Genomic DNA, 23838 nt, shown 5'->3' with positions numbered 1-23838 from the left:
TTGGGCAAGGGGCGGGCGCGCCCTGCCCACGGGCAGCGACAAAAGGCCCCCATCGGGACGCGGGGCAGTCACGCCCCGCCGGCGGCCATCTGCGCAAGGATATGGCGCCAGATCGCATGGCCCTTGGGGCGGAGGTCGCGGCGGCGGCGGCACAGCCTGATCTCGATCGAGATGTCCTGCTCCGGCGCGTCCGCGCGCGCCAGCGCGCCGCCGGCGATCTCCCCCGCCACGAGGGCCTCCGGCAGCCAGGCGATGCCGCGCCCCAGCTTGACGCCGTCCAGTAGCGTCTCCGCCAGATCGGATTCGAAGATGGTCTCCAGCCGCTCCGTCAGGCCCCGCGCGGCGAGCGCGTGGCGCAGGACGCGGCCGAGCGCCATGGTCTCGCTGTAGTTGAGCAGCGGCACGCGGGCGCGGCCCCGCCCCGACAGTTCCGGGCCGGCCGGCCCGCGCACCGCCACCAGGCGCTCGGCCCCCACCGACCGGCTCTCGACGATCGCCGGGTCGATCTCCACCGACGGGCCGGAATAGCAGAGCACCAGGTCCACGGTCTCGTCGGCCAGCATGTTCATCGCGTCGTGCACGCTGGCGGTGATCAGGCGGATCGGGACCTGCGGCCTCATCCGGCCGATGGCCTGGTGGACGCGGGGAAAGAAGGTGCGCGCCAGCGTCCGCCCGGTGGCGATGGTCAGCACGCGGCCGTCGCGGGTGTGGCGGCGGCGCAGCTCGGTCCTGACGCCGTTGAGGTCGCTGGACACGGCGCGCGCCACCTCCAGGAAATCCACCCCGGCCGGGGTCAGGACGGCGGGAAAGGCGCCCCTGTCGATGAGCGGCACCCCGACCCAGCTTTCCAGCGCCCGGATGCGCCGGCCGAAGGCCGGGTGGGTCACGTTCCGCAGCTCCGCCGCCTTGGTGAAGCTGCGCGTCACCGCATAGGCCTCGAAATCCTCCAACCACTTCAGCTGCATGGACGCCCCGACCGTTCCCGCCGCGCGGCGGCGTGCCGTTTCGGCACGACCTATTGCCATCTTGAACGATGCCGGCGGGCAAGGCCACTTCGTAAGTTCAGCCCATGCCTCGGCCGGCGCGAGGCCGGATGTCTCTGTCGATGGGCGAGCCACATGCTGAACCGCAGGCACTTTCTCGGGGCGGGCGCCGGGACCCTCCTCGCCTCCAGCCTGCCGAGGCCGGCGCTGTCGAGCGGGGCGGCGGACAAGACGCTGCGCTTCGTGCCGCAGGCCAACCTCGCCAATTTCGACCCGATCTGGGGCACCCAGATGGTGGTGCGCAACGCGGCCGTCCTGGTCTGGGACCTGCTCTACGGCGTCGACGCCACGCTGAAGCCGCAGCGCCAGATGGTGGAGGCCGAGGAGGTCTCGGCCGACGGCCTGACCTGGACCTTCCGCCTGCGGCCGGGGCTCAAGTTCCATGACGGCGAGCCGGTGCTCAGCCGGGACGTGGTGGCGAGCCTGGAGCGCTGGTCCGCCCGCGACCCCATGGGGCAGATGATCCGCGCCGTCCAGGTGGAGCTGTCCGCGGTGGACGACCGCACGTTCCGCTGGGTGCTCCGGCGGCCCTTCCCCAAGCTGCTGCTGGCGCTGGGCAAGACCACCTCGCCGTGCGCCTTCATCATGCCCGAGCGCATCGCCCGCACCGATCCGTTCAAGCAGATCAACGAATATGTCGGCTCCGGCCCGATGACCTTCGCGCGGACGGAGTGGATCCCCGGCGCGCGCGCGGTGTTCGAGCGCTTCGCCCACTACCAGCCCCGGCCGGAGCCCGCCTCCTGGCTGGCGGGCGGCAAGCGCGTGCTGGTCGAGCGCGTCGAATGGCAGGTGATGCCGGACCCGGCCACGGCCGCCGCGGCGTTGCAGGCCGGCGAGATCGACTGGTGGGAGAACCCCATTCCCGATCTCGTGCCGCTGCTGAAGGGCAACCCCGCCGTCAAGGTGGGCATCGCCGATCCGCTGGGCAACATCGGCTCGTTCCGCATGAACCACCTCCAGCCGCCGTTCGACAATGTGAAGGTGCGCCGGGCGGTGCTCGCCGCGCTCAACCAGCAGGACTACATGCGCGCCATCGTCGGCGACGACGACGACCTGTGGAAGCCGCTGCCCGGCTTCTTCACCCCGGACACGCCGCTCTATACCGAGGCCGGCGGCGGCATCCTGAAGGGCCACGATCTCGACGCCGCCCGCAAGCTGCTCTCCGAGGCCGGCTACAAGGGCGAGCCGGTGGTCTGCCTGCTGGCGCAGGACCAGCCCATCACCAAGGCCTTCGGCGAGGTGACCGTGGACCTGCTGCAGAAGATCGGCCTGAAGGTGGACGTGGTCGCCACCGACTGGGGCACGGTCGGCACGCGGCGGACGTCGAAGGCCCCGCCGGCCAGCGGCGGCTGGAGCATGTTCCACACCTGGCACGGCGGCGCGGACTGCGTCAATCCGGCCGCCTATCCCTCGATCCGCGCCAATGGCGACAAGGCCTGGTTCGGATGGCCGAACCTGCCCGGCGTGGAGACCTCCATCACCGACTGGTTCGACGCGGCGACCCCCGAAGACGAGCGCAAGGCCATGGCCGCGCTCAACACCGCCGCCATGGACGGCGTGGTCTACGCCCCCACCGGCTTCTTCCTCTCCTACCAGGCGTGGCGGGCCTCGGTCTCCGGCATCCGCCGGGGGCCGATCCCGGTGGTCTGGGGCGTCAGCAAGTCCTGAGGGCGAAGGGTCATGCTCGGCTTCATCCTCAGGCGCCTCCTCGCCACCATTCCGGTCATGCTGGTGGTCGGGTTCTTCGTCTTCGGCCTGCTCTCCCTGGCGCCGGGCGATCCGGCCGCCATCGTCGCCGGCGACCAGGCCTCGCCCGAGGACGTGCAGCGCATCCGGGCCTCGCTCGGCCTCGACCAGCCCTTCCTCGTCCGCTTCGGCACCTGGGGCGGGCGCATCCTCCAGGGCGACCTCGGCACCTCGCTCTTCACCAATCTGCCGGTCACCACCATGATCGCCCAGCGCATCCAGCCGACCCTGTCGCTGATGCTGGTGACGCTCGCCATCGCGGTCTCCCTCGCGGTGCCGCTCGGCGTCGTCGCGGCGTGGCGCGCCGGCCGCCTCGTGGACCGCTGCGTGATGGGGTTCGCCGTGCTCGGCTTCTCGGTGCCGGTGTTCGTGGTGGGCTACGTGCTGGCCTATGTCTTCGCCATCAAGCTGGCCTGGCTGCCGGCGCAGGGCTATGCGCCGATCGAGGCCGGCGTCCGGCCCTGGCTGGCGAGCCTGATCCTGCCGGCGACGACGCTCGGATGCGCCTATGTGGCGCTGATCGCCCGCGTCACCCGCGCCACCATGCTGGAGGTGCTCCAGCAGGATTACGTGCGCACCGCCCGGGCCAAGGGGCTCGGGCAGGGAACCGTGCTGTTCCTGCACGCGCTGAAGAACGCGGCCATTCCCATCGTCACCGTGATCGGCATCGGCATCGCGCTGCTGATCGGCGGCGCCGTCGTCACCGAGACGGTGTTCGCCATCCCCGGGCTCGGCCGCCTGACGGTCGATGCCATCCTGCGCCGCGACTATCCGGTCATCCAGGGCATCGTCCTGCTGTTCAGCTTCACCTATGTGCTGGTGAACCTGGTGATCGACCTGTCCTATACGCTCCTAGACCCGAGGATCCGCTATTGAGCGCCGCAGCCAGCGCCCGCGTGCCCGAGCCAGGCCCCACCCTGAAGGCAGGCCCCACCCCGGAGACAGATCCCGCCCCGGAAACAGGCCCCGCCCCGGAAACAGCTCCCGCCCCCGCCTTGGACCCCGCCGACTTCGCCATCGCCGCGCCCTTGCCGGATGTCGTCACGCTGCGCCCGCCGCGCGGCCGCCTCGGCCGCATGCTCCACCGCCATCCCACCGGCGTGGCCGGCGGCGCCATCCTGCTGGCGATGCTGCTGATCGCGGTGTTCGCCGGACAGCTCACCGGGTTCGATCCCGCCGCTTTGGCGCCGGGCAGCCGCACGCGCTTTCCCTCCATGGCGCACTGGTTCGGCACCGACCTCATGGGGCGCGACATCTATGCCCGCGTCGTCTACGGCGCGCGGGTCTCCCTCGCCGTCGGCTTCTCGGTCGCGCTCATGGCCTCGGTCTCCGGGCTCGCCCTCGGCCTCGTCTCCGGCACGGTGCGCTGGGCCGACGGCCTCATCATGCGGGTGGTGGACGGGCTGATGTCGATCCCGCCGGTCCTCATGGCCATCACGCTGATGGCGCTGACCCGCGGCTCGGTGGAGAATGTCGTCATCGCCATTTCCGTCGCCGAAATGCCGCGGGTGGTGCGCCTCGTGCGCGGGGTCGTGCTGTCGCTGCGCGAGCAGCCTTACGTGGACGCGGCGATCACCGCCGGCACGCCGACGCCGCTCGTCATCTGGCGCCACATCCTGCCCAACACGCTCGCCCCCATGACGGTGCAGGCCACCTACATCTGCGCCTCGGCGATGATCGCGGAGGCGGTCCTCTCCTTCATCGGCGCCGGCATCCCGCCCTCGACGCCCTCCTGGGGGAACATCATGGCCGAGGGCCGGGCGCTGTGGCAGGTGAAGTTCTACATCATCCTGTTCCCGGCCCTCTTCCTGTCGCTCACCGTGCTCGCCGTGAACCTGCTCGGCGACGGCCTGCGCGATGCCCTCGATCCGCGCATGGCCAAGGACAGATAGCCTCCATGTCCCTTCTCTCCGTCGAGAACCTCCAGGTCCACTTCCGCACGCCGGACGGCGTCAACCGGGCCGTCGACGGCGTCTCGTTCGAGATCGGCTCCGGCGAGACGCTGGCCATCGTCGGCGAGAGCGGCTGCGGCAAGTCGGTCACCTCCATGTCGATCCTGCGCCTGCTGCCCGAGCCGCAGGCGCAGTTTGCCGGCGCCATCCGGTTCGAGGGGCGGGACCTGCTCGCCCTTCCCGACCGGGAGATGCGCAAGATCCGGGGCAACGCCATCAGCGTCGTGTTCCAGGAGCCCATGACCAGCCTCAACCCGGTGCTCACCGTGGGCCGCCAGATCGGCGAGACGCTGCGCCTGCACCAGGGGCTGGATGCGCGGCAGGCCGAGGCCCGCGCCGTCGAGATGCTGTCGCTGGTCGGCATCCCCGAGCCGGAGCGGCGGGTGCACGCCTATCCGCACCAGATGTCCGGCGGCATGCGCCAGCGGGTGATGATCGCCATCGCGCTGGCCTGCTCGCCCCGGCTGCTGATCGCGGACGAGCCGACCACCGCCCTTGACGTGACCATCCAGGCGCAGATCCTCGACCTGATGCGAGACCTCAAGCACCGCGTGGGCGCCGCGATCATGCTCATCACCCACGACCTCGGCGTGGTGGCCGAGGTGGCCGACCGGGTGATGGTGATGTACGCCGGCCGGAAGGTGGAGGAAGCCGCCGTCGCGGACCTGTTCCGCACGCCGCGCCATCCCTACACGCGCGGCCTCATGGGCGCGGTGCCGCGGCTCGGCGTCCGTGCGCAGGGCCGCGCTCCGGGACGTCTTGCCGAAATCCCCGGCATGGTGCCGAGCCTGAAGACCCGCATCGACGGCTGCGTCTTCGCCGGCCGCTGCCCGGACGCCAAGGATTTCTGCCGCCTGCACGCCCCGGCCCTGGAGAGCAAGTCGCCGGGGCATCTGGCAGCCTGTCATTTCGCGCCGAAGGACGCCCGACCCGCGTGAGCGCCGCATCCCTTTCCCTCTCCGCGCAGCCCGTGCTCGAAGTCAACGACCTGCGCAAGCACTTCGCCGTCGCCGGCGGCGGGCCGGGCCGGGCCGCCGGCCTGCTGCGGGCCGTCGACGGCGTCTCGTTCTCGCTGGCGCGCGGCGAAACGCTCTCGCTGGTCGGCGAATCCGGCTGCGGCAAGTCCACCGTGGCCAAGACCATCCTGCGGCTGCTCGCGCCCACGTCCGGCCAGGTCGTGCTCGCCGGCCGCCGGATCGATGATCTGACGCTCAGCCGGCTGCGCCCGCTGCGCCGGCGGATCCAGATGGTGTTCCAGGATCCCTTCTCCTCGCTCAATCCGCGCATGCCGGTGCGCGACAGCATCGCCGAGCCCATCCGCAACTTCCGCCTCGCGCGCGGCCGGAGCGATCTGGAGGCCCGCCTGCTGCGCCTGATGGACCGGGTGGGGCTGCCCGCGGACGCGCTCGGGCGCTATCCGCACGAATTTTCCGGCGGCCAGCGCCAGCGCATCGGCATCGCCCGGGCGCTCGCCGCCGAGCCCGACGTCATCGTCTGCGACGAGGCGGTGTCCGCGCTCGACGTGTCGGTCAAGGCGCAGATCGTCAACCTGCTGATGGACCTGCAGAAGGACCACGGCATCGCCCTGCTGTTCATCTCGCACGACCTCGCGGTGGTGGAGCACATGACCCACCACGTGGCGGTGATGTATCTGGGCAGGATCGTCGAGACGGGCTCGCGGGAGGCGCTGTTCGAGACACCGCGGCATCCCTACACGCGGGCGCTGCTGTCCGCGGTCCCGGTCCCGGAGCCGGCGGCGAACCGGGCGCGCATCGTGCTGAAGGGGGACGTGCCGAGCCCCATCGCCCCGCCCGCCGGGTGCAGCTTCCACACCCGCTGCCCGAGCTGCATCGAGCGCTGCCGCACTGAGGAGCCGCCGCTCACCGCCTTGCCCGGCGGCGGCGCCGTCGCCTGCCACCTGGCCGGTGCGGAAGGGGCGGCGCACGCCTGACCGTCCCGGCCGTGGCGCGGCCGCTCCACCTCTCCCCTCTCCCTCTTCCCGCTCCTTCTGGACACCCCCGCACCACCGCCGGTGCCCACCGATCCGAGAACGGCCATGACCTGCCAGACACCGCCCGCCCTTCCGCTCTGCCTGTCCCTGGCCAATTGGGTGGCCGGGTTCGACGCCGGGGGCATGACCGCCCTTGCCCGGACGCGGGCGCGGGAGGCCATCATCGACGTCATCGGCTGCATGCTGGCGGGCGCCGCCGGCGAGACCGTGCACGCCCTGGCGCGCGCGCAGGCCGCCGGAAGCAGCGGCGCGGCGCGGGCGCTGGGGCTTCCCGCCGGCCTGCCCGCGGCCCAGGCCGCTCTGGTGAACGGCACCGCGGCCCATCTCATCGATTTCGACGACAATTTCTTTCCGGCCATCACCCACGCCAGCGCCGTCATGGTGCCGGCCTTGCTGGCGCTGGCCGACGAGCGGGACCTGTCGCTGGACGACGTGCTGGTGCCCTATGTGGCGGGGCTGGAGGTCCAGGCCCGGCTCGGCCTGCATGCCAACCCCGGCCATTACGAGGCCGGCTGGCACGCCACCTCGACGCTGGGGGCGATCGGCGCCGCCGCCGCCTGCGCCAGGCTCCTGCGGCTCGACGCCGGCGCCACGGCGAACGCCCTGAGCCTCGCCGCCAGCCTGGCGGGCGGCAGCAAGCTGCAATTCGGCACCGCCGCCAAGCCGCTCCATGCGGGCTTCGCCGCCATGCACGGCATTCTGGCCGCCCAACTGGCGGCGGCCGGCATCGATGCCTTCCACGGGATCTTCGAGGGGCCGTGGGGCTTCCTGGCCCACCATGCCGCCGCCGGAACACCGGCCGACGCGGACACCGGCGCGCTGGCGATCGACCGCTTCGGCCTCGTCGCCAAGCTCTATCCGTCCTGCATGTCGAGCCACCTCGGCCTCGACGGCATCCTCGCGCTGCGCGAGCGCCATGGCCTCGACGCCGCCGACGTGGCCGGCGTGCATATCGAGATGCCCCCGTTCATGATCGCCAACCTGCGGTTCGCCGCGCCGGTCAGCGGGACCGAGGGCAAGTTCAGCATGAACTACTGCGCCGCCGTGGCCCTGACCCACGGCGTGCCCCGCATCGCCCATTTCGCCGACGACCAGGTCGGCCGGGCCGACCTTGCCGCCCTCGGGCGGCTGGTCAGCATGGCGCCGCGCCGGCCGGACCCGACGCTGCCCTGGGGCGGCGACGCAGCGGTGACGATCCGGACCCGGTCCGGCGCGCGGTTCGAGACCATCGTGCGCCATCCCAAGGGGTCGATCGGCAATCCGCTCTCCGAGGCCGAGGCCAGGGACAAGTTCCGCGACTGCTGCGCCCTCAGCCTGCCGGAGGCCCCGGCGCGGGAGCTGGAGCTGTCTCTGGCGGGGGACTGGAGGGACCATCCGGTGCGCGCGGTCACCGCCGTCTTCGCTGGCACCCGCGCCACCCCCGCCGTGTGACCTTAGGGTAGAGAGGGGCCGCGCGAGGCGGGCGGGACGGATCGCCGCCGCCGTTCCCGCCTGTTTGGCGTAAGACACGGTGTCGCAACTGGGAAAGTCCGTTCCAACGGCGCCCGGTACGCCGCTCGCCGCGCAGGCGGCGCGCACCGCACCGCACGGCCCCCTCCCCGCCGGCAGATCCCCCCTCGCGCCGCCCGGGCCGGTCCATTTTTGCAATTCATTCGCAATTGCATTGACAGGCTGCGACCCTTTACCCATTCTAATGAAACGGCTTCATGCTAGGCTTTTCCTGATGCTGGATCATTTGACGCGCCCTTCCGACGGCTGGCGCCACGCCCGTGGCGAGCCGGCCCTGTCGGACGTGCATGGCACCATCGCGGTGTCCCACCGCAGCCGGATCGGCCGGCTGTTCGCCTTCATCGGCCCCGGCTATCTGGTGGCGACCGGCTATATGGATCCCGGCAACTGGGCGACCTCGCTCGCCGGCGGGTCCCGTTTCGGCTACGCTTTGCTGTTCGTGGCGCTCCTGTCCAACCTCATTGCCATCCTGCTCCAGGCGCTGTGCTCCCGGCTCGGCGTGGCCAGCGGGCGCGACCTCGCCCAGGCCTGCCGCGACAGCTTCCCCCGCCCGGTGTCGTTCGGACTTTGGATCCTGGCCGAGGGCGCCATCTGCGCCACCGACCTTGCGGAGGTGATCGGCACCGCCATCGGCCTCAACCTGCTGTTCGGCATTCCGCTGGAACTCGGCGTCATCATCACCGCGCTGGACGTGTTCCTCATCCTCTGGCTGCAAAAGCTCGGCTTCCGGGTGGTCGAAGCCTTCATTGTCGCTCTGCTGGCGGTCATCGGGGCCTGCTTCTTCATCCAGATCGCCCTCGCCGATCCGGACTGGGGCGCGGTCATCCGCGGCTTCGCACCGACGACGGAGATCGTCACCAATCCGGACATGCTCTATCTGGCCCTGGGCATCCTTGGCGCCACGGTCATGCCGCACAATCTCTATCTGCACTCGGCCATCGTGCAGACGCGCCGGCACGACCAGAGCGAAAGCGGCATCCGCGAGGCGATCCGCTTCGCCACGTGGGATTCCACGTTTGCCCTGATGTTCGCTTTGACCATCAACGCCTCGATCCTGATCCTCGCGGCCGCCGCGTTCCACGGCAACGGCAGCGGCGAGGTGGCGGACCTGGGCAAGGCGCACGAATTGCTGAATCCGCTCCTGGGCAGCGCGCTGGCGCCGACACTGTTCGCGATCGCGCTCTTGTGCTGCGGGCTGAATTCCACCGTCACCGCCACCATCGCCGGCCAGGCGGTGATGGAGGGCTTCATCCGCATCAAGCTCGAACCCTGGCTGCGGCGGCTGATTACCCGCGCCATCGCCATCGTTCCGGCTGCGGCGGTGACCATCGCCTATGGCGAGAAGGGCGCCGGGACGCTGCTGATCATGAGCCAGGTGGTGCTGTCACTGCAATTGCCCTTCGCCATCGTGCCGCTGGTGATGTTCACCGCCGACAAGCGCAAGATGGGGGTGCACGTGGCGCCGCGCTGGCAGAGCGTGCTGGCCGCCGCCGCGAGCCTGCTGATCATCAGCCTCAACATCAAGCTCTTGGTGGACCTCGCCCTGGGCTGACCCGGTCAGCCGGCGCGCGCGAGGGCGTCGGCCTCGTCCTGGAGCGCGCTGATGAGGTTGAGGAAGCGCTCGCCCTGGACCAGCACATGGGCCCGCAGTCGCTCGGCCGCGAGATCCCCCTGCCCCTCCAGCAACGCCTCCAGGATGCCCTGGTGCTCGGCGAAGGAGGCATCCATGCGCCGCGCCACGCGCAATTGCAGGCGCCGATAGGGTTGCAGCAGCCGCTGGTGCCGCACTGCCTCGGCCGCCAGGATGCGGTTGCCGGTGGCGGCATAGATGGCGCCGTGGAAGCGGGCATTCTCGGCGTAATAGGTTTCCCTGTCGCCCGCGGCGACCGCGCGGGCGCAGTCGGCATGGGCGGCCTGCATCGCCGCGCGATCATCCGCCGTCATCCGGCGGGCGGCGAGACGGCCGCATGCGGCCTCGATCTCCGCCATCAGCTCGAACGATTCGATGAGTTCGCGCGGGCCCAGCAGCGCGACGAAGGCGCCCCGGCGCGGGCGGATCTCCACCATGCCGGAGGCGGCGAGCTGGATCAGGGCTTCGCGAATAGGCGTGCGCGAGACATCGAACCGCTCGGCGAGGCCCACCTCGTCCAGGCGCTGCCCGGGCTTCAGCCGCCCGGCCACGATGTCGTCTTCCAGGGCCTCCCGCAACCGCGGGGTCGCCTCTCCACGCACCGGACGACCTCCAAATGCAACCTCTATAAACTTGCATACATGATTGTTGACAACAGATGCAAGAGTCCCTTTCATAAGGTCGACGGTCGCCCGGCGGGTCGTGCTAAAGTGGGGCCGGGGCGAGGAACAGGAGTGGCGGAATCTCCCTCTTTGTGCCCGCTCCATGTCCGTTTCCAACCGAGAGGACCGGCGTGATGAGTTCCAACAGCTCGTTCTTCGGCGACCTCCTCACCACCATCGCCGACCGTGGGCGCGCCCTGCTCGATCGCTCCGGCCGCACCAACGGCGCCACCCGCGCCGCGACGCTGGTGGACCGCTGCCAGGAATTGCTGTCCGGCCGTGGCGAGGCATCGGGTGTCGCCCTCGCGGCCGAAATCCTGTCCCGCTACGCCCAGATGAAGACCGGCGAGCGCATCGCCTTCTTCGAGGCCCTGCTTGAAGTGTTCGGCCCCGACCTCGCGCGGCTGGACGCGGCCATCGCCGCTTATGCCGCCAAGCCCGGCGAGGCCGCCGTGGCCGAGCTGCACGCGGCCAGCGAGCCGCGCCGCCAGCAATTGTTCCGTCGGCTCAACATGGCTACCGGCGCCACCGCCGACCTCGTGCACATGCGCGAGCACCTGATGGACGCCATGGAGCGCCGCCGGGAACTGGCTCCGGTCGACAATGACTTCAGCCACCTGTTCTCGTCCTGGTTCAACCGGGGCTTCCTGGTCCTGCGCCGCATCGACTGGTCGACGCCCGCCAACGTGCTGGAGAAGATCATCCGCTATGAGGCGGTGCATGCCATCCGCGACTGGGACGACCTGCGCGCCCGCGTCGACAGCCCGGACCGGCACTGCTACGCCTTCTTCCATCCCGCCATGGTTGATGAGCCGCTGATCTTCGTGGAAGTGGCGCTGATGCGGGAGACGCCCGGCGCCATCGCCCCCATTCTCGACCAGACCCGCGACCCCATCGCCCCCGGCACCGCCACCACCGCCGTGTTCTACTCCATCTCCAACTGCCAGCGCGGCCTCGCCGGGGTGAGCTTCGGTCATTTCCTCATCAAGCAGGTGGTGGAGGAAATCTCCCGCGAGATTCCCTCGCTCACCACCTTCCTCACGCTCTCGCCGGTGCCCGGCTTCCGCAAATGGCTCGACGGGGAGCGCCGTGCCGCCAGCTCCGCCGTGCTTTCCGCCGCCGACCAGGAACTGCTGGCGCTGCTCGACAGCCCGGACTGGATCGAGCAGGAGGCGGTGCGCGCCGAGCTCTCGCCGCTCATGAACGCGCTCGCCGCGCATTATTTCCTGGTGGCCAAGACCGCCAAGGGCCGCCCGATCGATCCTGTCGCCCGCTTCCACCTCGGCAACGGCGCGCGGCTCGAACGCATCAACCCCATGGGCGACCTGTCCGAAAAGGGCGTGGCGCAAGCCTTCGGCACCATGGTCAACTACCGCTATGTGCTCTCCGACATCGAGAAGAACCACGAGACCTTCGCCGCCAAGGGCGACGTCGTGGCGAGCGCGGCGGTGAAGAAACTCCTCCGCGGCGAATCCTCGCCGCGCGCCCTGGTGCCCACAGCATGACCACGACCAACCATCTCTTCGCCGCCATGCGCGGCGCCATGCCGGATCTCGCCAAGCCGCTCGCCATCCATCCCGACGGCAGCGTCGCGAGCTATGGCGACGCCCTGGCGCTGTCCGCCCGCCTCGCCAACGTGCTCGTGGCGCGGGGCGTGAAGCCGGGTGACCGGGTGGCGGTGCAGGTGGAGAAGTCCTGGCCAGCCTTCGTGCTCTATCTCGCCACCCTGCGCGCCGGGGCTGCTTACCTTCCGCTCAATACTGCCTACACGCTCTCCGAGCTCGAATATTTCCTTTCCGATGCCGAGCCCACCGTGGCGGTGGTGCGGCCGGAGACGGCGGACGCGGTACGCGCGCTCGCCACCAAGCTGAACGTGCCACACGTGGAGACGCTCGGCGCCGACGGCAAAGGCTCGATCATGGACGCCGCCGCCGGCCAACCCGACACGTTCGACGACGTGCCGCGCGGGCCGGACGACCTCGCCGGCATCCTCTACACCTCCGGCACCACGGGCCGCGCCAAGGGCGCCATGCTCTCCCATGCCAACCTGCTCTCGAACGCGGTGACGCTGCGCGACTACTGGCGCTTCACCGCCGACGACGTGCTGATCCACGCCCTGCCCATCTTCCACACCCATGGCCTGTTCGTCGCCGGCGACATCATCCTGATGGCCGGCGCCAGCATGATCTTCTGCCCGAAGTTCGATGCGGCCGAGGTGCTGCGCCTAATGCCGAAGGCAACCACGCTGATGGGCGTGCCCACCTTCTATACCCGTCTGCTCGACCAGCCCGGGCTCACCCGCGAGGCGACCGCGCACATGCGCCTGTTCGTCTCCGGCTCGGCCCCCCTGCTGGCCGAGACGCACCGCGCCTTCGAGGAAAAGACCGGCCAGGCCATTCTCGAGCGCTACGGCATGACCGAGACCGGCATGAACACCTCCAACCCCTACGACGGCGCACGCATCGCCGGCACGGTGGGCTATCCCCTGCCCGGCATCGAGGTGCGCATCGCCGACCCCGCCACCGGCGCCATACTGGGGCCGGAGGAGATCGGCTCCATCGAGGTGAAGGGACCCAACGTCTTCAAGGGTTATTGGAAGCTGCCGGAGAAAACCGCGTCCGAGTTCCACGACGGCTATTTCATCACCGGAGACCTCGGCAAGATCGATGGTCGCGGCTACGTCCACATCGTCGGGCGCGGCAAGGACCTCGTCATCACCGGCGGCTTCAACGTCTATCCCAAGGAAGTCGAAGGCGAGATCGACGCCCTGCCGGGCGTGCTGGAAAGTGCCGTCATCGGCCTGCCGCACAAGGATTTCGGCGAGGCCGTCACGGCGGTGATCGTGCGCACGCCGGGCTCCGCCCTCACGGAGGCGCAGGTGCACGCCGCGCTGGATGGCAGGCTCGCCAAGTTCAAGCTGCCGAAGAAGGTTTTCTTCGTGGACGAGTTGCCGCGCAACACCATGGGCAAGGTGCAGAAGAACGTGCTGCGCGACACCTACAAGGACATCTACCGCTCCGTGGCGTGACGCATGCACCGTCCCGGCATGAGCCGGGCGGCGGGTGATCCGCCGCCCAACAGTGACGTTGAGTAACCAGGTCACGCATATGCTCCGGCTCAAGATCCCGAACAATCGGGACGGCCGGGAGGAAACGCCAAGCAGCCAGGCCCCGTGCATCGCCGGTGGCCGCAAGGAGGACAGCCATGCTCATTTCCCGCCGCCACGTGCTCGCCGGTGCCATCGCCGCCCCCGCCGTCATCAGCTTTTCCCGGCTGGCCAGCGCCGCCACCACGCTGAAGATCTCGCACCAGTTCCCCGGCTCGACCGGCGATGACGGCGACTTCCGCGACCGCCTGGTGCGCAAGTTCGCCACCGAGGTGGAGAAACGTTCCAATGGCGAGCTGAAGTTCGAGATCTATCCCGGCTCGTCGCTGATGAAGACGAACGCGCAGTTCTCCGCCCTGCGCAAGGGCGCGCTCGACTTCTCGCTCTACCCCATCTCCTATGCCGGCGGCGAGGCGCCCGAATGCAACATCGGCCTCATGCCCTGCCTCGTCTCGTCCTACGCCCAGGGCCTCGCCTGGAAGACCAAGCCGGTGGGCGAGGAGTTCTCCGCCTATCTGGACGGCAAGGGTGTCAAGATCATCACCTGGGTCTGGCAGGCGGGCGGCGCGGCGAGCCGCGAGCGGCCGCTGGTCGGCCCCGAGGACGCCAAGGGCATGAAGATCCGCGGCGGCTCGCGTGAAATGGACCTGATGCTCCAGGCGGCGGGCGCGGCGGTGCTGAACCTGCCGTCGAACGAACTCTACGTGGCGATGCAGACCGGCGCGTGCGACGCCGGCATCACCTCCTCCACCAGCCTGATCTCCTTCCGGCTGGAGGAACTGTCGAAGAACCTCGCCACCGGCAAGGGCAAGTCCTACTGGTTCATGCTTGAGCCGCTGCTCATGTCGAAGGCCATCTTCGACAAGCTACCCAAGGCGCAACAGGACCTGATCACCACCGTCGGCGCGGAAATGGAGCCCTTCGGCCTCAAGGGCGCGCAGGAGGACGACATCAAGGTCGCCGAGGTGTTCGGCAAGGCGGGCGCCAAGGTCCACGACCTCAGCGACGCGGTGATCGAGCAGTGGCGCGTCATCGCCCGCGACACCGCCTGGAAGGACTATGCGGCGAAGACCCCGCTCTCTGCCAAGCTGCTGAAGCTCGCCGAAGAGGTCCAGGCATGAGTGCCCACGGCTTCGAGATCGCCGGGACGGGTGCCTCCCCGGAGGCGCGCGCCCTCTCCGCCGCGCGGGCGGCCCACCCGGTCCTGGGGGTGTTGCAGGCGACGCTCACGCGGATCAACACCGTCATCGTGGTGGCGGCCTCCATCGCCCTGGTGGCGGCAAGCGTCATCCTCTCCTACAGCGTCGTCATCCGCCTGTTGTTCCACGCCCCCACTTACTGGCAGGACGAAGCCTCGGTCTTCCTGCTGGTGGGCGCCACCTTCATGACCGCCGCCTATGTGCAGGGACGGCGCGGCCATGTGGCCATCGAGGCGCTCACCGCCCTGCTGCCGCCGCGCGTCAATGCCGCCCGGCTGCTGCTGGTGGACCTCGCCAGTCTCGCCTTCTGCGCCTTCTTCTCCTGGAAGTCCTTCACGCTGCTGCACGAGGCGTGGGAGGACGGCCACGTCTCCTCCTCCACCTGGGGTCCGCCCATGTGGATTCCCTATTCGGTCATGACGCTGGGCATGAGCCTGCTCACCCTCCAGATCGCCCTCCAGGCGGCCTGCGCGCTCCTTGGAGGCCGTCGCTCATGAGCACGCTCGTTGTCGGCCTGATGTATGGCGGCGCCACCCTCGCCACCATGTTCATCGGCATGCCCATCGCCTTCGCGCTCGGCGCGGTTGCGGTGCTGTTCATGTTCGGCTTCATGCCCTCCGCCTCGCTCGATACGGTGACGCAGAATGTCTATGAGGAGATGGCCTCCATCACCCTCCTGTCGATCCCGCTGTTCATCCTGAAGGGCGCCGCCATCGGTAAGTCGCGGGCGGGGCAGGATCTCTATTCGGCGCTGCATGCCTGGATGCACCGCATCCCCGGTGGGCTCGGCATCGCCAACGTGTTCGCCTGCGCGCTGTTCGCGGCCATGGCCGGGTCATCCCCCGCCACCTGCTCGGCCATCGGCTCGGCAGGCATTCCGGAGATGCGCAAGCGCGGCTATTCCGGCGCTTTCGCCGCCGGCCTCATCGCCGCCGGCGGCACGCTCGGCATCCTGCTGCCGCCCTCCATCACCATGATCCTTTATGCAGTCGCGGCCGAGCAGTCGCTGGGCCGGCTGTTCCTCGCCGGCCTCGGGCCCGGCCTACTGCTGGTCGTCCTGTTCGCCGGCTACGCCATGGTGCGCTTCCGGCAGGAATATGCTGCCGCCAAGGCCGCCTATGAGCGCACCGGCGTGCACTCGCAGATCCTGCACGAAGACAACCTCACCATGCGGGACCGCTTCGCGGCCCTGCCTCGGGTGCTGCCGTTCGTGGTATTGCTCACCGGCGTGATGATCGCGCTCTATGGCGGCTACGCGACGCCGTCCGAGACGGCGGGCCTCGGCGGCATCCTGGCGCTGGCCCTCATCGCCGCCATCTACGGCGTGTGGAAGCCGGCGGACCTTGCGCCGATCCTCACCTCCACCATACGCGAATCCACCATGCTGATGCTCATCATCGGCATGTCGCTGCTCTATTCCTATGTCATGAGCTACCTGCACATCAGCCAGGGTGCGGCGCAGGCCATCGTGGCGCTGCAGCTCTCCAAGTGGCTGCTGCTGGCCACCATCCTGCTGCTCGTGGTGGTGCTCGGCTTCTTCCTGCCGCCGGTGTCCATCATCCTGATGACCGCGCCGATCATCCTGCCGCCGCTCAGGGCAGCCGGCTTCGACCTGATCTGGTTCGGCGTGGTGATGACCATCGTGATGGAAATGGGGCTGATCCACCCGCCGGTGGGGCTCAACATCTTCGTCATCAAGAACATCGCCCCGGACATCCCGCTGAAGGACGTCATCTGGGGCACCGTGCCCTTCGTGCTGTTGATGATGGCCGCGGTGGTGCTGCTCTGCCTGTTCCCGCAGATCTCCACCGGCCTGCCCGACCTGGTGATGGGCAAGGGGCGGTGAGTCCGGCAGCCCGGCCCCCGCTCAGGAGGCCGGCGCGTCCGCCTGCGGGCGCTCCACCGGCACCACGTCCACGCCCACGGCGAGGATCTGGCTGCCAGACGACACCACCACCCCATCCACCGGAGAGACGTCGGCATAGTCCCGGCCGATGGCGAGGATCACATGGTCCTCGCCCGCGGGGATGGCATTGGTGGGGTCGAGCCCGATCCAGCCCGCCTCCTCGCCGCACCACACCTCCACCCAGGCATGGGTCGCGTCCGCGCCCGCCAGCCGCTCCTCGCCCGCCGGGGGGACCGTGCGCAGGTAGCCCGACACATAGCGCGCGGGAAGGCCGAGGCCGCGCAGGCCGGCGATCATCACATGGGCGAAGTCCTGACAGACGCCGCTGCGCGCCGCGAACGCTTCCGCCGGCAGGGTAGTGACGCAGGTGGCGCCCGGCTGGTAGGCGAAATCCTCGTGGATGCGGGTCATCACCTCCATCGCCGCCGCCAGGACCGGCCGGTCGTCGGCGCAGGAGGTCGCGACCCAGTCCGCGATGTCCACCTCCAGCGGCACGCTCCGGCTGGCGAACAGGCCGTGCACGGGCGAGGCCGGCCCCAGGTCCTGGCTGGCCAGCGCCGCCGCGCGGATCGCCTCCACTCCCGGCGTGCCCAGCGCCTCGGGTAGCGGCGTCACCGTCACGTCGATGCGGCTGCGGGTGGCGATGTCGAGCCGGTCGTGGGCCGCATCGATGGCCATCCAGGCGATGCCATTGCCGAAGAAATCGCGTCCGCGCTCGATCTCGCTGGGGCGCGGGGTGACGTCGAGCACGTGGGCGATGACATGCTGGTGGCCCTTGCGGTCCACCGGAGACATGCGCAACACCTGCTTCGTCGCCCGCACCGGCACGGCGTAGCTGTAGCTGGTAGTCTGGCGGATATCGTAGAGCATCACGCCACCTCAGGTCGCCACGGGCCAATAGACCGTTTCTTCCGGTTCCTGGATGAAATAGTGCGCGCCGATCTCGTCCGACAGCTTCAGCAAATCGCCCTCCATGGCCTCGAAATGCTGGAGTTCGAAACTCTCCGCCGTGCGCGCGATGAGGTCGGAGAGGATGCGCGCCACCAGGCGCTCGGAGAGCGAGGGTGGCGCGTCGGGATCGCGCCCCGGCAGCACGTGCAGATGGTCGGCGATGCGCTGGATCTGGAACATCAGCGAACGCGGGTTGTCAGGGTCAAGCATCACGAGGTCGAGCACCGGCCCGCGCGCCTCCAGCATCACATAGCGGGTGCGGTAGGTGATCTGGCTGTCCGCCAGTTGCAGCAGCACGTTGAGCGCGCCGCGCGGGGCCGCAGGCTCGGCGAAAGTGCGCGCGAAGCGCAGGATGGCGATGGAACGCTCGATGCGCCGGCCGATCTCCAGAAAGCGCCAGCCGGCGAGCCGGTTCATGTTCTCGCTGGCAAGGCCGGAGAAGGCCGCGATGATGCGCAGGCCCGCGTCCGCCCGCTCATAGGCATCCGCCTCGGAGGCGGCATTGGGCACCGGCGTGGTCAGGCAGCTTTCCAGGTCCAGCAAGGCCCGCCAGGCATCGGGCGAAAAGCGGTCGCGGATCACCGAGGCCGAAGCGCGGGCGTTGCGCACCAGTTGCGGCAGCGCGCCAGGCAGGTCCATGCGGGTCAGCGCGGCGATGGCGTAACGCGCGGGATTGGCGCGGGCGAGGTCGCGCGGCATGGCGCCCCAGGACGACAACAGGCTGAGCACGCGTGCGACCAGCGGCCCGGCCGAGGGCTCCACCTCGGAGAGCCGCCCGACCAGCGCGCGGACAACGCGCATGGTGGCCTCCGCCCGCTCCAGATAGCGCCCGAGCCAGAACAGATTGTCCGCCGAGCGACTCTGCAGCGTGCCGGATGAGCGGCGGATGCGCACATTCTCCGGGCTCGGCATCAGGGTGGCCGAGTTGACCACTCCGTCGGAGAGGACCCATACGTCCGCCGAGCGGTCACCGCGCTGCATGGAGAAGGCGCGGGCGTCGAGGCTCTCGGAAATGCGGCAGAAGCCGCCGGGCATCACTTCCCAGCCATCCTCGGTGGCGGCCAGGAAAACGCGCAGGGTGAAGGGCCGCGGCACGAGGCGGTCGCCGTTCCAGACCGGCATGGTGGACACCCGGGCGATGTCCTGGCCCACGAGGTCGGCGCCCCGCTGCGCCATGAGGGCCGCCACCCGGCGGCGCTCGGCGGGAGACAGATCCGCGCCCACCGCGGAAAACCGGCGGGGAAGCCCCGGAATGCGCCCGCCGAAGGCCGAGGTGATGACCAGATCGTCGAGATGCTCCATCACCTGCGCACGCTCGACGTCCTGCCCGCACCACCAGGTGCCCACATGCGGCAGGGCCAGGGGGTGGCCGAGCATCTCGGTGGCGATGCGCGGCAGAAAGGCCATCAGCGCCGGCGCTTCGACGAGGCCCGCGCCGAGCGCATTGGCGAGCGCGACGCCGCCCTGGCGGACCGCCTGCACCAGCCCCGGCACGCCGAGGCGGGAATGGGCGTTGAGCTCCAGCGGGTCGCCGAAATCCGCATCCAGGCGGCGCAGCAGCACGTCCACGCGCTTGAGGCCGGCCACGGTGCGGACATTGACCGCGTCACCGCGCACGGTGAGATCCTCACCCTCCACCAGCAGGAAGCCGAGATAGCGGGCGAGCAGCGCGTGCTCGAAATAGGTCTCGTTCAGCGAGCCGGGCGTGAGCAGGCCGATCCGCCCCTCGCCCGTGGCCTCGAGCTTGAGCAGCGAGGTGCGGAAGCTCTGGAAGAAGGAGGCGAGGCGTTCCATGCGCAGGGTGCGCGAGACATCCGGCAGCGCCCGCGTCACCGCAAGACGGTTCTCCAGCGCATAGCCGACGCCGGACGGCGCCTGCGTGCGGTCGGACAGCACCCACCAGCGTCCATCCGGGCCGCGTCCCACGTCAGCGGCGTAGAAGCGCAGGAAACGCCCTCCGCGCGGCTTCACGCCCACCAGGGGACGCAGGAATTCCGGGCTGCCCGCCACGGCCGCCGCCGGCAACGCGCCACTGGCGACGAGACTGCCGGCGCCATAGAGGTCCGCCAGCACGGTTTCGAGCAGTTCGACACGCTCCACCAGCCCGGCCGCCAGCTCCGACCAGTCGGATTTCTCCAGCAGCAGCGGGATATGGCTCAGCGACCAGGGGCGCTCGCCGCCGCCGGCGTCGTCATACACCCGGTAGAAGACACCGGATTCGCGCAGGTAGCGGTCGGCGGCGGAGAACCGGCGGCGCAGGTCGTCGGGGCCGAGTTCGGCGAGGGAGGCGAGAAAGGCAACCCAGTGCGCGCGCGGCTGCCCGTCGGCATCCATCATCTCATCGCGGACGCCGGGCAAGGTTTCGTAGCCGCCGAGGACGCTCTCCACGGCTGCCTGCTCGAACGCGATGCTGCGGGTCTCCGCGCCGGACACCGTCTTCCCTCTCCCGTCTCGCCCGCGCATCCGCCACGGCAGCGCGATCCGCCATCTCACAACAGTCCGCTTGCCCGAGGCTGCGGGCGCGAAAGGGAGAGCTTAACGATAAGCCGGACGCCTCCCTAACCCTTCAGGCTACGCTTGCCCGCTTATGCACGGGCTTCGGCCGCGAACCGGGCATCGCGCGCCGCCGGCGGCGCGCGATGGAAAGGGGATCACGCCGTGGTCCGCGAGACAAGCGCCGCCGCATCCAACGCCGCTCCGCAGCCGAAGATCGGCACCATGCTCAGGCGGCTCGGGAGGAAGCCCCGACGCGTCAGAGGCCGATCGGACGGCGCAGGTCGAGCGTCGTCGGGAATTCGTCCGGCGCGGCTTCCTCCGGGACATAGGCCAGACCGGGCGTATGGCCATGGTCCTGGAAGCGCGCCAGCCGCCGCGCCTCGGCCTCGTAGGAATTGACCGGGAAGGTCTCGTAATTGCGCCCCGCGGGATGGGCCACGTGGTAGACGCAGCCGCCCCGCGAGCGCCCGTTCCAGGTGTCCACCAGATCGAACACCAGGGGCGTGTGCACGGGAATGGTCGGGTGCAGGCCCTCCGGCGGCTGCCACGCCTTGTAGCGCACGCCGCCCACGAAGGTGCCGTTGCGCCCGGTGGGGGTCAGCGGCACGCGGCGGCCGTTGCAGGTGAGCAGGTAGCGGCCGGGCACGAAGCCCTCCACCTTCACCTGCACGCGCTCCACCGAGGAATCCACGTAGCGCACCGTGCCGCCGACGGCACCCTCCTCGCCCAGCACGTGCCAGGGCTCCAGCGCCTGGCGCACCTCGATGTCCACGCCGACCCGCTGCACCTTGCCGAAGGCCGGGAAGCGGAACTCGAACTGCGCCCGGAACCACTCGGGATCGAAATCGTAGCCGGCGTCCCGCAGGTGATCGAGAACGTCGAGGAAATCGGCCCAGCAATAATGCGGCAGCATGTAGCGGTCGTTCAGCGCCGTGCCCCAACGCACGCAGCCGCCGGTGAGCGGCTGGCGCCAGAGCGCGGCGATGAGCGCGCGCAGCAGCAGTTGCTGGGCGAGGCTCATGCGCCAGTCCGGCGGCATCTCGAAGCAGCGGAATTCCACCAGGCCGAGGCGGCCGGTCGGGCCGTCCGGCGAATAGAGCTTGTCGATGGAGATTTCAGTGCGGTGGGTGTTGCCGGTCACGTCCATCAGGATGTTGCGCAGCAGCCGGTCCACCAGCCAGGGCATCGGCGGCTGGCCGGTGCCCGGAAGCGGGATCTTCGAGAGGGCGATCTCCAGCTCGTAGAGGCTGTCGTGGCGGGCCTCGTCGATGCGCGGATGCTGCGAAGTGGGGCCGATGAACAGGCCGGAGAACAGATAGGACAGCGAGGGATGGCGCTGCCAGAACAGGATGAGGCTCCGCAGCAAATCGGGCCGCCGCAGGAACGGGCTGTCCGCCGGGGTGGAGCCGCCCACCACCACGTGGTTGCCGCCGCCGGTGCCGGTGTGGCGCCCGTCGGTCATGAACTTCTCGGTGCCGAGGCGGGCGAGGCGGGCTTCCTCATAGAGGATCCGCGTGGTCTCCACGCAGCCCTGCCAGTTGGCGGAGGGATGCACGTTCACTTCCAGCACGCCGGGATCGGCCGCGATGCCGATGACCTGGAGCCGCGGATCGAACGGCGGGGGATAGCCCTCCAGATGCACCGGCGTCTTGAGTTCCGCCGCGACCGCCTCCACCGCCGCGATGAAGTCGAGGAAATCCTCCAGCGTGGTCAGGGGCGGCAGGAACACGCACAGCCGCCCGTCGCGCGCCTCGACGCACACGGCGGTGCGCACCGAATTGGCCACTGGCTCCGAGTGGGCGAGATATTTCGACAGGTTCTGCCGGGCCTGCTCGGCTGCCGGCACATGGCCGGTCGCAGCATCGCGGAGATAGCTCTGCACCATCTCGTCCGGATCGGGCAGCGGATCGCGCGCTTCGAACGGATCGGCCGGGATGGTGAAGGGATAGACCGAAGGCGCGAGGAACGGCAGCGAATTGAGCGGCAGGCGGAAGCCGATGGCGCTGTCGCCGGGGACCAGGAAGAGGTGGCCTCGCCGGAACCGCCAGACTTCGCTGAGCCAGCCGCTGCCCGCCTGGGCATTCAGCCGCTGCACCGGAATGACGAAGCCGACCGGGTCCTTCAGGCCCTTGGCCAGTGCATTGGCGAGGGTGATGCGGGCCTCGGGGTCGTCGAGCCGGGGGTCGCCGGGTTCGAGATTCTCCGGCAGCGCGGCTTCCTTCAGCAGGAAGTGCGCGATGTCCTCATAGGCCGGCAGGACATATTTCGCCCCAAGGCCGAGCCGTTCGGCGAGGGCGGCGGCGAAGCGCTCCGCATCCTTCTTGCCGACGGCGTAATCATGAGCCTCGTCCGCGATCAGCTTCTCGTCGCGCCAGACCGGCTTGCCGTCGCGCCGCCAGAACAGGCCGAAGTTCCAGCGCGGAAGCGGCTCTCCGGGATACCACTTGCCCTGCCCGTAATGCAGCAAGCCGCCGGGGGCGAAACGGGCGCGCAGGCGGCGGACCAGTTCGTCCGCGCGCACCCTCTTCTGGCCGCCGAGCGCGGCGGTGTTCCACTCCGCGCCCTCATAATCGTCAATGGAGACGAAGGTGGGCTCGCCGCCCATGGTGAGGCGCACGTCGTCGGCGACGAGGTCCGCGTCCACCTTCTCGCCCAGAGCGTTCAGCGCCGCCCAGCTCTCGTCCGAGAACGGCAGCGTGACGCGCGGCGCCTCGGCCACGCGGGTCACCTTCATGTCGAAGCCGAACTCCACCTCCGCCGGCTCGACGAGGCCGGTGATCGGTGCCGCCGACCGATAGTGCGGGGTCGCCGCCAGGGGAATGTGCCCCTCGCCGCAGAGCAGGCCGGAGGTCGCGTCCAGCCCGATCCAGCCGGCGCCCGGCAGGTAGACCTCCGCCCAGGCGTGAAGATCGGTGAAATCCACCTCCGTGCCGGAGGGGCCGTCGAGCGACTTCACGTCCGGCTTGAGCTGGATGAGATAGCCGGAAACGAAGCGGGCGGCGAGGCCGAGGCGGCGCAGCACCTGCACCAGCAGCCAGCCAGAGTCACGGCAGGAGCCGAGCGCGCTCGACAGCGTCTCGTCCGGCGTCTGCACGCCGGGCTCCATGCGGATCACATAGCCGACGTCGCCCTGGATCTTCTGGTTAAGCCCGACCAGGAAATCCACCATGCGCTTCTTCTCGCGCGGGATGGCCTTGACGAAGGCGTCCAGCAGCGGACCGCCGTCCTCCAGCTCGAGATAGGGCGTGAGTTCCGCCTTCACCTCCGGGGCGTAGGCGAAGGGGAAATGCTCGGCATAGTCCTCGATGAAGAAATCGAACGGATTGATGACCGCCAGGTCCGCCAGTAGATCGACCTCGATCTTGAATTCGGTGGTCTTCTCCGGGAAGACCAGCCTGGCCTGCCAGTTGCCGAACGGGTCCTGCTGCCAGTTGAGGAAATGCTCCGCCGGCGAAATCTTCAGCGAGTAGGCCGGGATCCCCGTCCGGGTATGGGGCGCGGGCCGCAGGCGGATGATCTGGGGACCGAGCGCCACCGGCTTGTCATAGCTATAACTGGTAACATGATGCAGATTGGCAAGAATGGACATCAGAAATCACCAGAGGTCGGCGGGCAGCTTCGCCCAAG

The 23838-nt window shown here is 69.6% G+C and carries 17 protein-coding genes; 12 read left to right on the top strand and 5 right to left on the bottom strand.

What is annotated here, in order from left to right; translation table 11 throughout:
- Positions 1-68 precede the first annotated feature (68 nt).
- On the bottom strand, positions 69-965 hold the full coding sequence (locus YU1_RS29555; protein ID WP_035715411.1) for a LysR family transcriptional regulator: 897 nt from the start codon (positions 963-965) through the stop codon (positions 69-71).
- Positions 966-1121: 156 nt separating this feature from the next.
- On the opposite strand from YU1_RS29555, the gene YU1_RS0114560 reads away from it, so the two are divergent.
- From YU1_RS0114560 to YU1_RS0114530, 7 genes are all read left to right on the top strand, one after another.
- Positions 1122-2711: an ABC transporter substrate-binding protein gene (locus YU1_RS0114560; protein ID WP_029004697.1), complete on the top strand. Its 1590-nt coding sequence runs from the start codon at positions 1122-1124 to the stop codon at positions 2709-2711.
- A gap of 12 nt (positions 2712-2723) precedes the next feature.
- The gene (locus tag YU1_RS0114555; protein WP_029004696.1) at positions 2724-3665 is read left to right on the top strand and encodes an ABC transporter permease; all 942 of its coding nucleotides are present in this window, start codon (positions 2724-2726) and stop codon (positions 3663-3665) included.
- A 152-nt stretch (positions 3666-3817) separates the two neighbouring features.
- Entirely contained in the window at positions 3818-4681 is an 864-nt protein-coding gene (locus YU1_RS0114550; protein ID WP_425339157.1) for an ABC transporter permease, read from the top strand.
- Between the two features lie 5 nt (positions 4682-4686).
- Positions 4687-5679 carry an ABC transporter ATP-binding protein gene (locus tag YU1_RS0114545; RefSeq protein ID WP_029004694.1) on the top strand — a complete coding sequence of 331 codons (993 nt, stop codon included), beginning with the start codon at positions 4687-4689 and terminating at the stop codon, positions 5677-5679.
- Positions 5676-6692 (top strand): ABC transporter ATP-binding protein, encoded by a 1017-nt coding sequence (locus tag YU1_RS0114540; RefSeq protein ID WP_029004693.1) that lies wholly within the window; start codon positions 5676-5678, stop codon positions 6690-6692. The genes YU1_RS0114545 and YU1_RS0114540 overlap by 4 nt, the downstream gene beginning before the upstream one ends.
- Positions 6693-6797: 105 nt before the next feature.
- Entirely contained in the window at positions 6798-8183 is a 1386-nt protein-coding gene (locus tag YU1_RS29550; protein ID WP_051356875.1) for an MmgE/PrpD family protein, read from the top strand.
- 292 nt (positions 8184-8475) lie between these two features.
- A complete protein-coding gene (locus tag YU1_RS0114530) occupies positions 8476-9813 on the top strand; it encodes an Nramp family divalent metal transporter (protein ID WP_029004692.1) in 1338 nt (445 codons plus the stop codon).
- 5 nt (positions 9814-9818) lie between these two features.
- Here YU1_RS0114530 and YU1_RS0114525 read toward each other — a convergent pair whose 3' ends face one another.
- Entirely contained in the window at positions 9819-10493 is a 675-nt protein-coding gene (locus tag YU1_RS0114525; RefSeq protein ID WP_029004691.1) for a GntR family transcriptional regulator, read from the bottom strand.
- Positions 10494-10687: 194 nt separating this feature from the next.
- Here YU1_RS0114525 and YU1_RS0114520 point away from each other — a divergent pair, with 194 nt between their 5' ends.
- The 5 genes from YU1_RS0114520 (at position 10688) to YU1_RS0114500 (ending at position 16704) form a co-directional block, all read left to right on the top strand.
- The gene (locus tag YU1_RS0114520; RefSeq protein ID WP_029004690.1) at positions 10688-12058 is read left to right on the top strand and encodes a malonyl-CoA decarboxylase; all 1371 of its coding nucleotides are present in this window, start codon (positions 10688-10690) and stop codon (positions 12056-12058) included.
- Complete coding sequence (locus YU1_RS0114515; protein WP_029004689.1) at positions 12055-13581, top strand: malonate--CoA ligase; 1527 nt, start codon at positions 12055-12057, stop codon at positions 13579-13581. Before YU1_RS0114520 ends, YU1_RS0114515 begins: the two co-directional genes overlap by 4 nt.
- A 176-nt stretch (positions 13582-13757) precedes the next feature.
- A complete protein-coding gene (gene dctP / locus YU1_RS0114510; RefSeq protein WP_029004688.1) occupies positions 13758-14780 on the top strand; it encodes a TRAP transporter substrate-binding protein DctP in 1023 nt (340 codons plus the stop codon).
- Complete coding sequence (locus tag YU1_RS0114505) at positions 14777-15355, top strand: TRAP transporter small permease (RefSeq protein ID WP_029004687.1); 579 nt, start codon at positions 14777-14779, stop codon at positions 15353-15355. Before dctP ends, YU1_RS0114505 begins: the two co-directional genes overlap by 4 nt.
- The gene (locus YU1_RS0114500) at positions 15352-16704 is read left to right on the top strand and encodes a TRAP transporter large permease (protein ID WP_029004686.1); all 1353 of its coding nucleotides are present in this window, start codon (positions 15352-15354) and stop codon (positions 16702-16704) included. The genes YU1_RS0114505 and YU1_RS0114500 overlap by 4 nt, the downstream gene beginning before the upstream one ends.
- Before the next feature lie 21 nt (positions 16705-16725).
- Here YU1_RS0114500 and YU1_RS0114495 read toward each other — a convergent pair whose 3' ends face one another.
- The 3 genes from YU1_RS0114495 to YU1_RS0114485 form a co-directional block, all read right to left on the bottom strand.
- Positions 16726-17634 (bottom strand): transglutaminase family protein, encoded by a 909-nt coding sequence (locus YU1_RS0114495; RefSeq protein ID WP_029004685.1) that lies wholly within the window; start codon positions 17632-17634, stop codon positions 16726-16728.
- 9 nt (positions 17635-17643) lie between these two features.
- Positions 17644-20148, bottom strand: a complete 2505-nt coding sequence (locus YU1_RS0114490) for a circularly permuted type 2 ATP-grasp protein (protein WP_035715409.1) — start codon at positions 20146-20148, stop codon at positions 17644-17646.
- 319 nt (positions 20149-20467) lie between these two features.
- Entirely contained in the window at positions 20468-23800 is a 3333-nt protein-coding gene (locus YU1_RS0114485; protein ID WP_029004683.1) for a transglutaminase family protein, read from the bottom strand.
- Between the last annotated feature and the right edge of the window lie 38 nt (positions 23801-23838).

Origin of the sequence: Azorhizobium doebereinerae UFLA1-100, assembly GCF_000473085.1 — a bacterium.
GTDB classification, from domain to species: domain Bacteria; phylum Pseudomonadota; class Alphaproteobacteria; order Rhizobiales; family Xanthobacteraceae; genus Azorhizobium; species Azorhizobium doebereinerae.
This window is presented reverse-complemented; position numbering and strand designations above follow the sequence as displayed.

Bases quoted from the DNA above. Each gene is read 5' to 3' on its own strand.
- YU1_RS29555 (WP_035715411.1), bottom strand. From the start codon at position 965: ATGCAGCTGAAGTGGTTGGAGGATTTCGAGGCCTATGCGGTGACGCGC.
- YU1_RS0114555 (WP_029004696.1), top strand. From the start codon at position 2,724: ATGCTCGGCTTCATCCTCAGGCGCCTCCTCGCCACCATTCCGGTCATG.
- YU1_RS0114545 (WP_029004694.1), top strand. From the start codon at position 4,687: ATGTCCCTTCTCTCCGTCGAGAACCTCCAGGTCCACTTCCGCACGCCG.
- YU1_RS29550 (WP_051356875.1), top strand. From the start codon at position 6,798: ATGACCTGCCAGACACCGCCCGCCCTTCCGCTCTGCCTGTCCCTGGCC.
- YU1_RS0114530 (WP_029004692.1), top strand. From the start codon at position 8,476: ATGCTGGATCATTTGACGCGCCCTTCCGACGGCTGGCGCCACGCCCGT.
- YU1_RS0114520 (WP_029004690.1), top strand. From the start codon at position 10,688: ATGAGTTCCAACAGCTCGTTCTTCGGCGACCTCCTCACCACCATCGCC.
- YU1_RS0114515 (WP_029004689.1), top strand. From the start codon at position 12,055: ATGACCACGACCAACCATCTCTTCGCCGCCATGCGCGGCGCCATGCCG.
- dctP (WP_029004688.1), top strand. From the start codon at position 13,758: ATGCTCATTTCCCGCCGCCACGTGCTCGCCGGTGCCATCGCCGCCCCC.
- YU1_RS0114505 (WP_029004687.1), top strand. From the start codon at position 14,777: ATGAGTGCCCACGGCTTCGAGATCGCCGGGACGGGTGCCTCCCCGGAG.
- YU1_RS0114500 (WP_029004686.1), top strand. From the start codon at position 15,352: ATGAGCACGCTCGTTGTCGGCCTGATGTATGGCGGCGCCACCCTCGCC.
- YU1_RS0114495 (WP_029004685.1), bottom strand. From the start codon at position 17,634: ATGCTCTACGATATCCGCCAGACTACCAGCTACAGCTACGCCGTGCCG.
- YU1_RS0114485 (WP_029004683.1), bottom strand. From the start codon at position 23,800: ATGTCCATTCTTGCCAATCTGCATCATGTTACCAGTTATAGCTATGAC.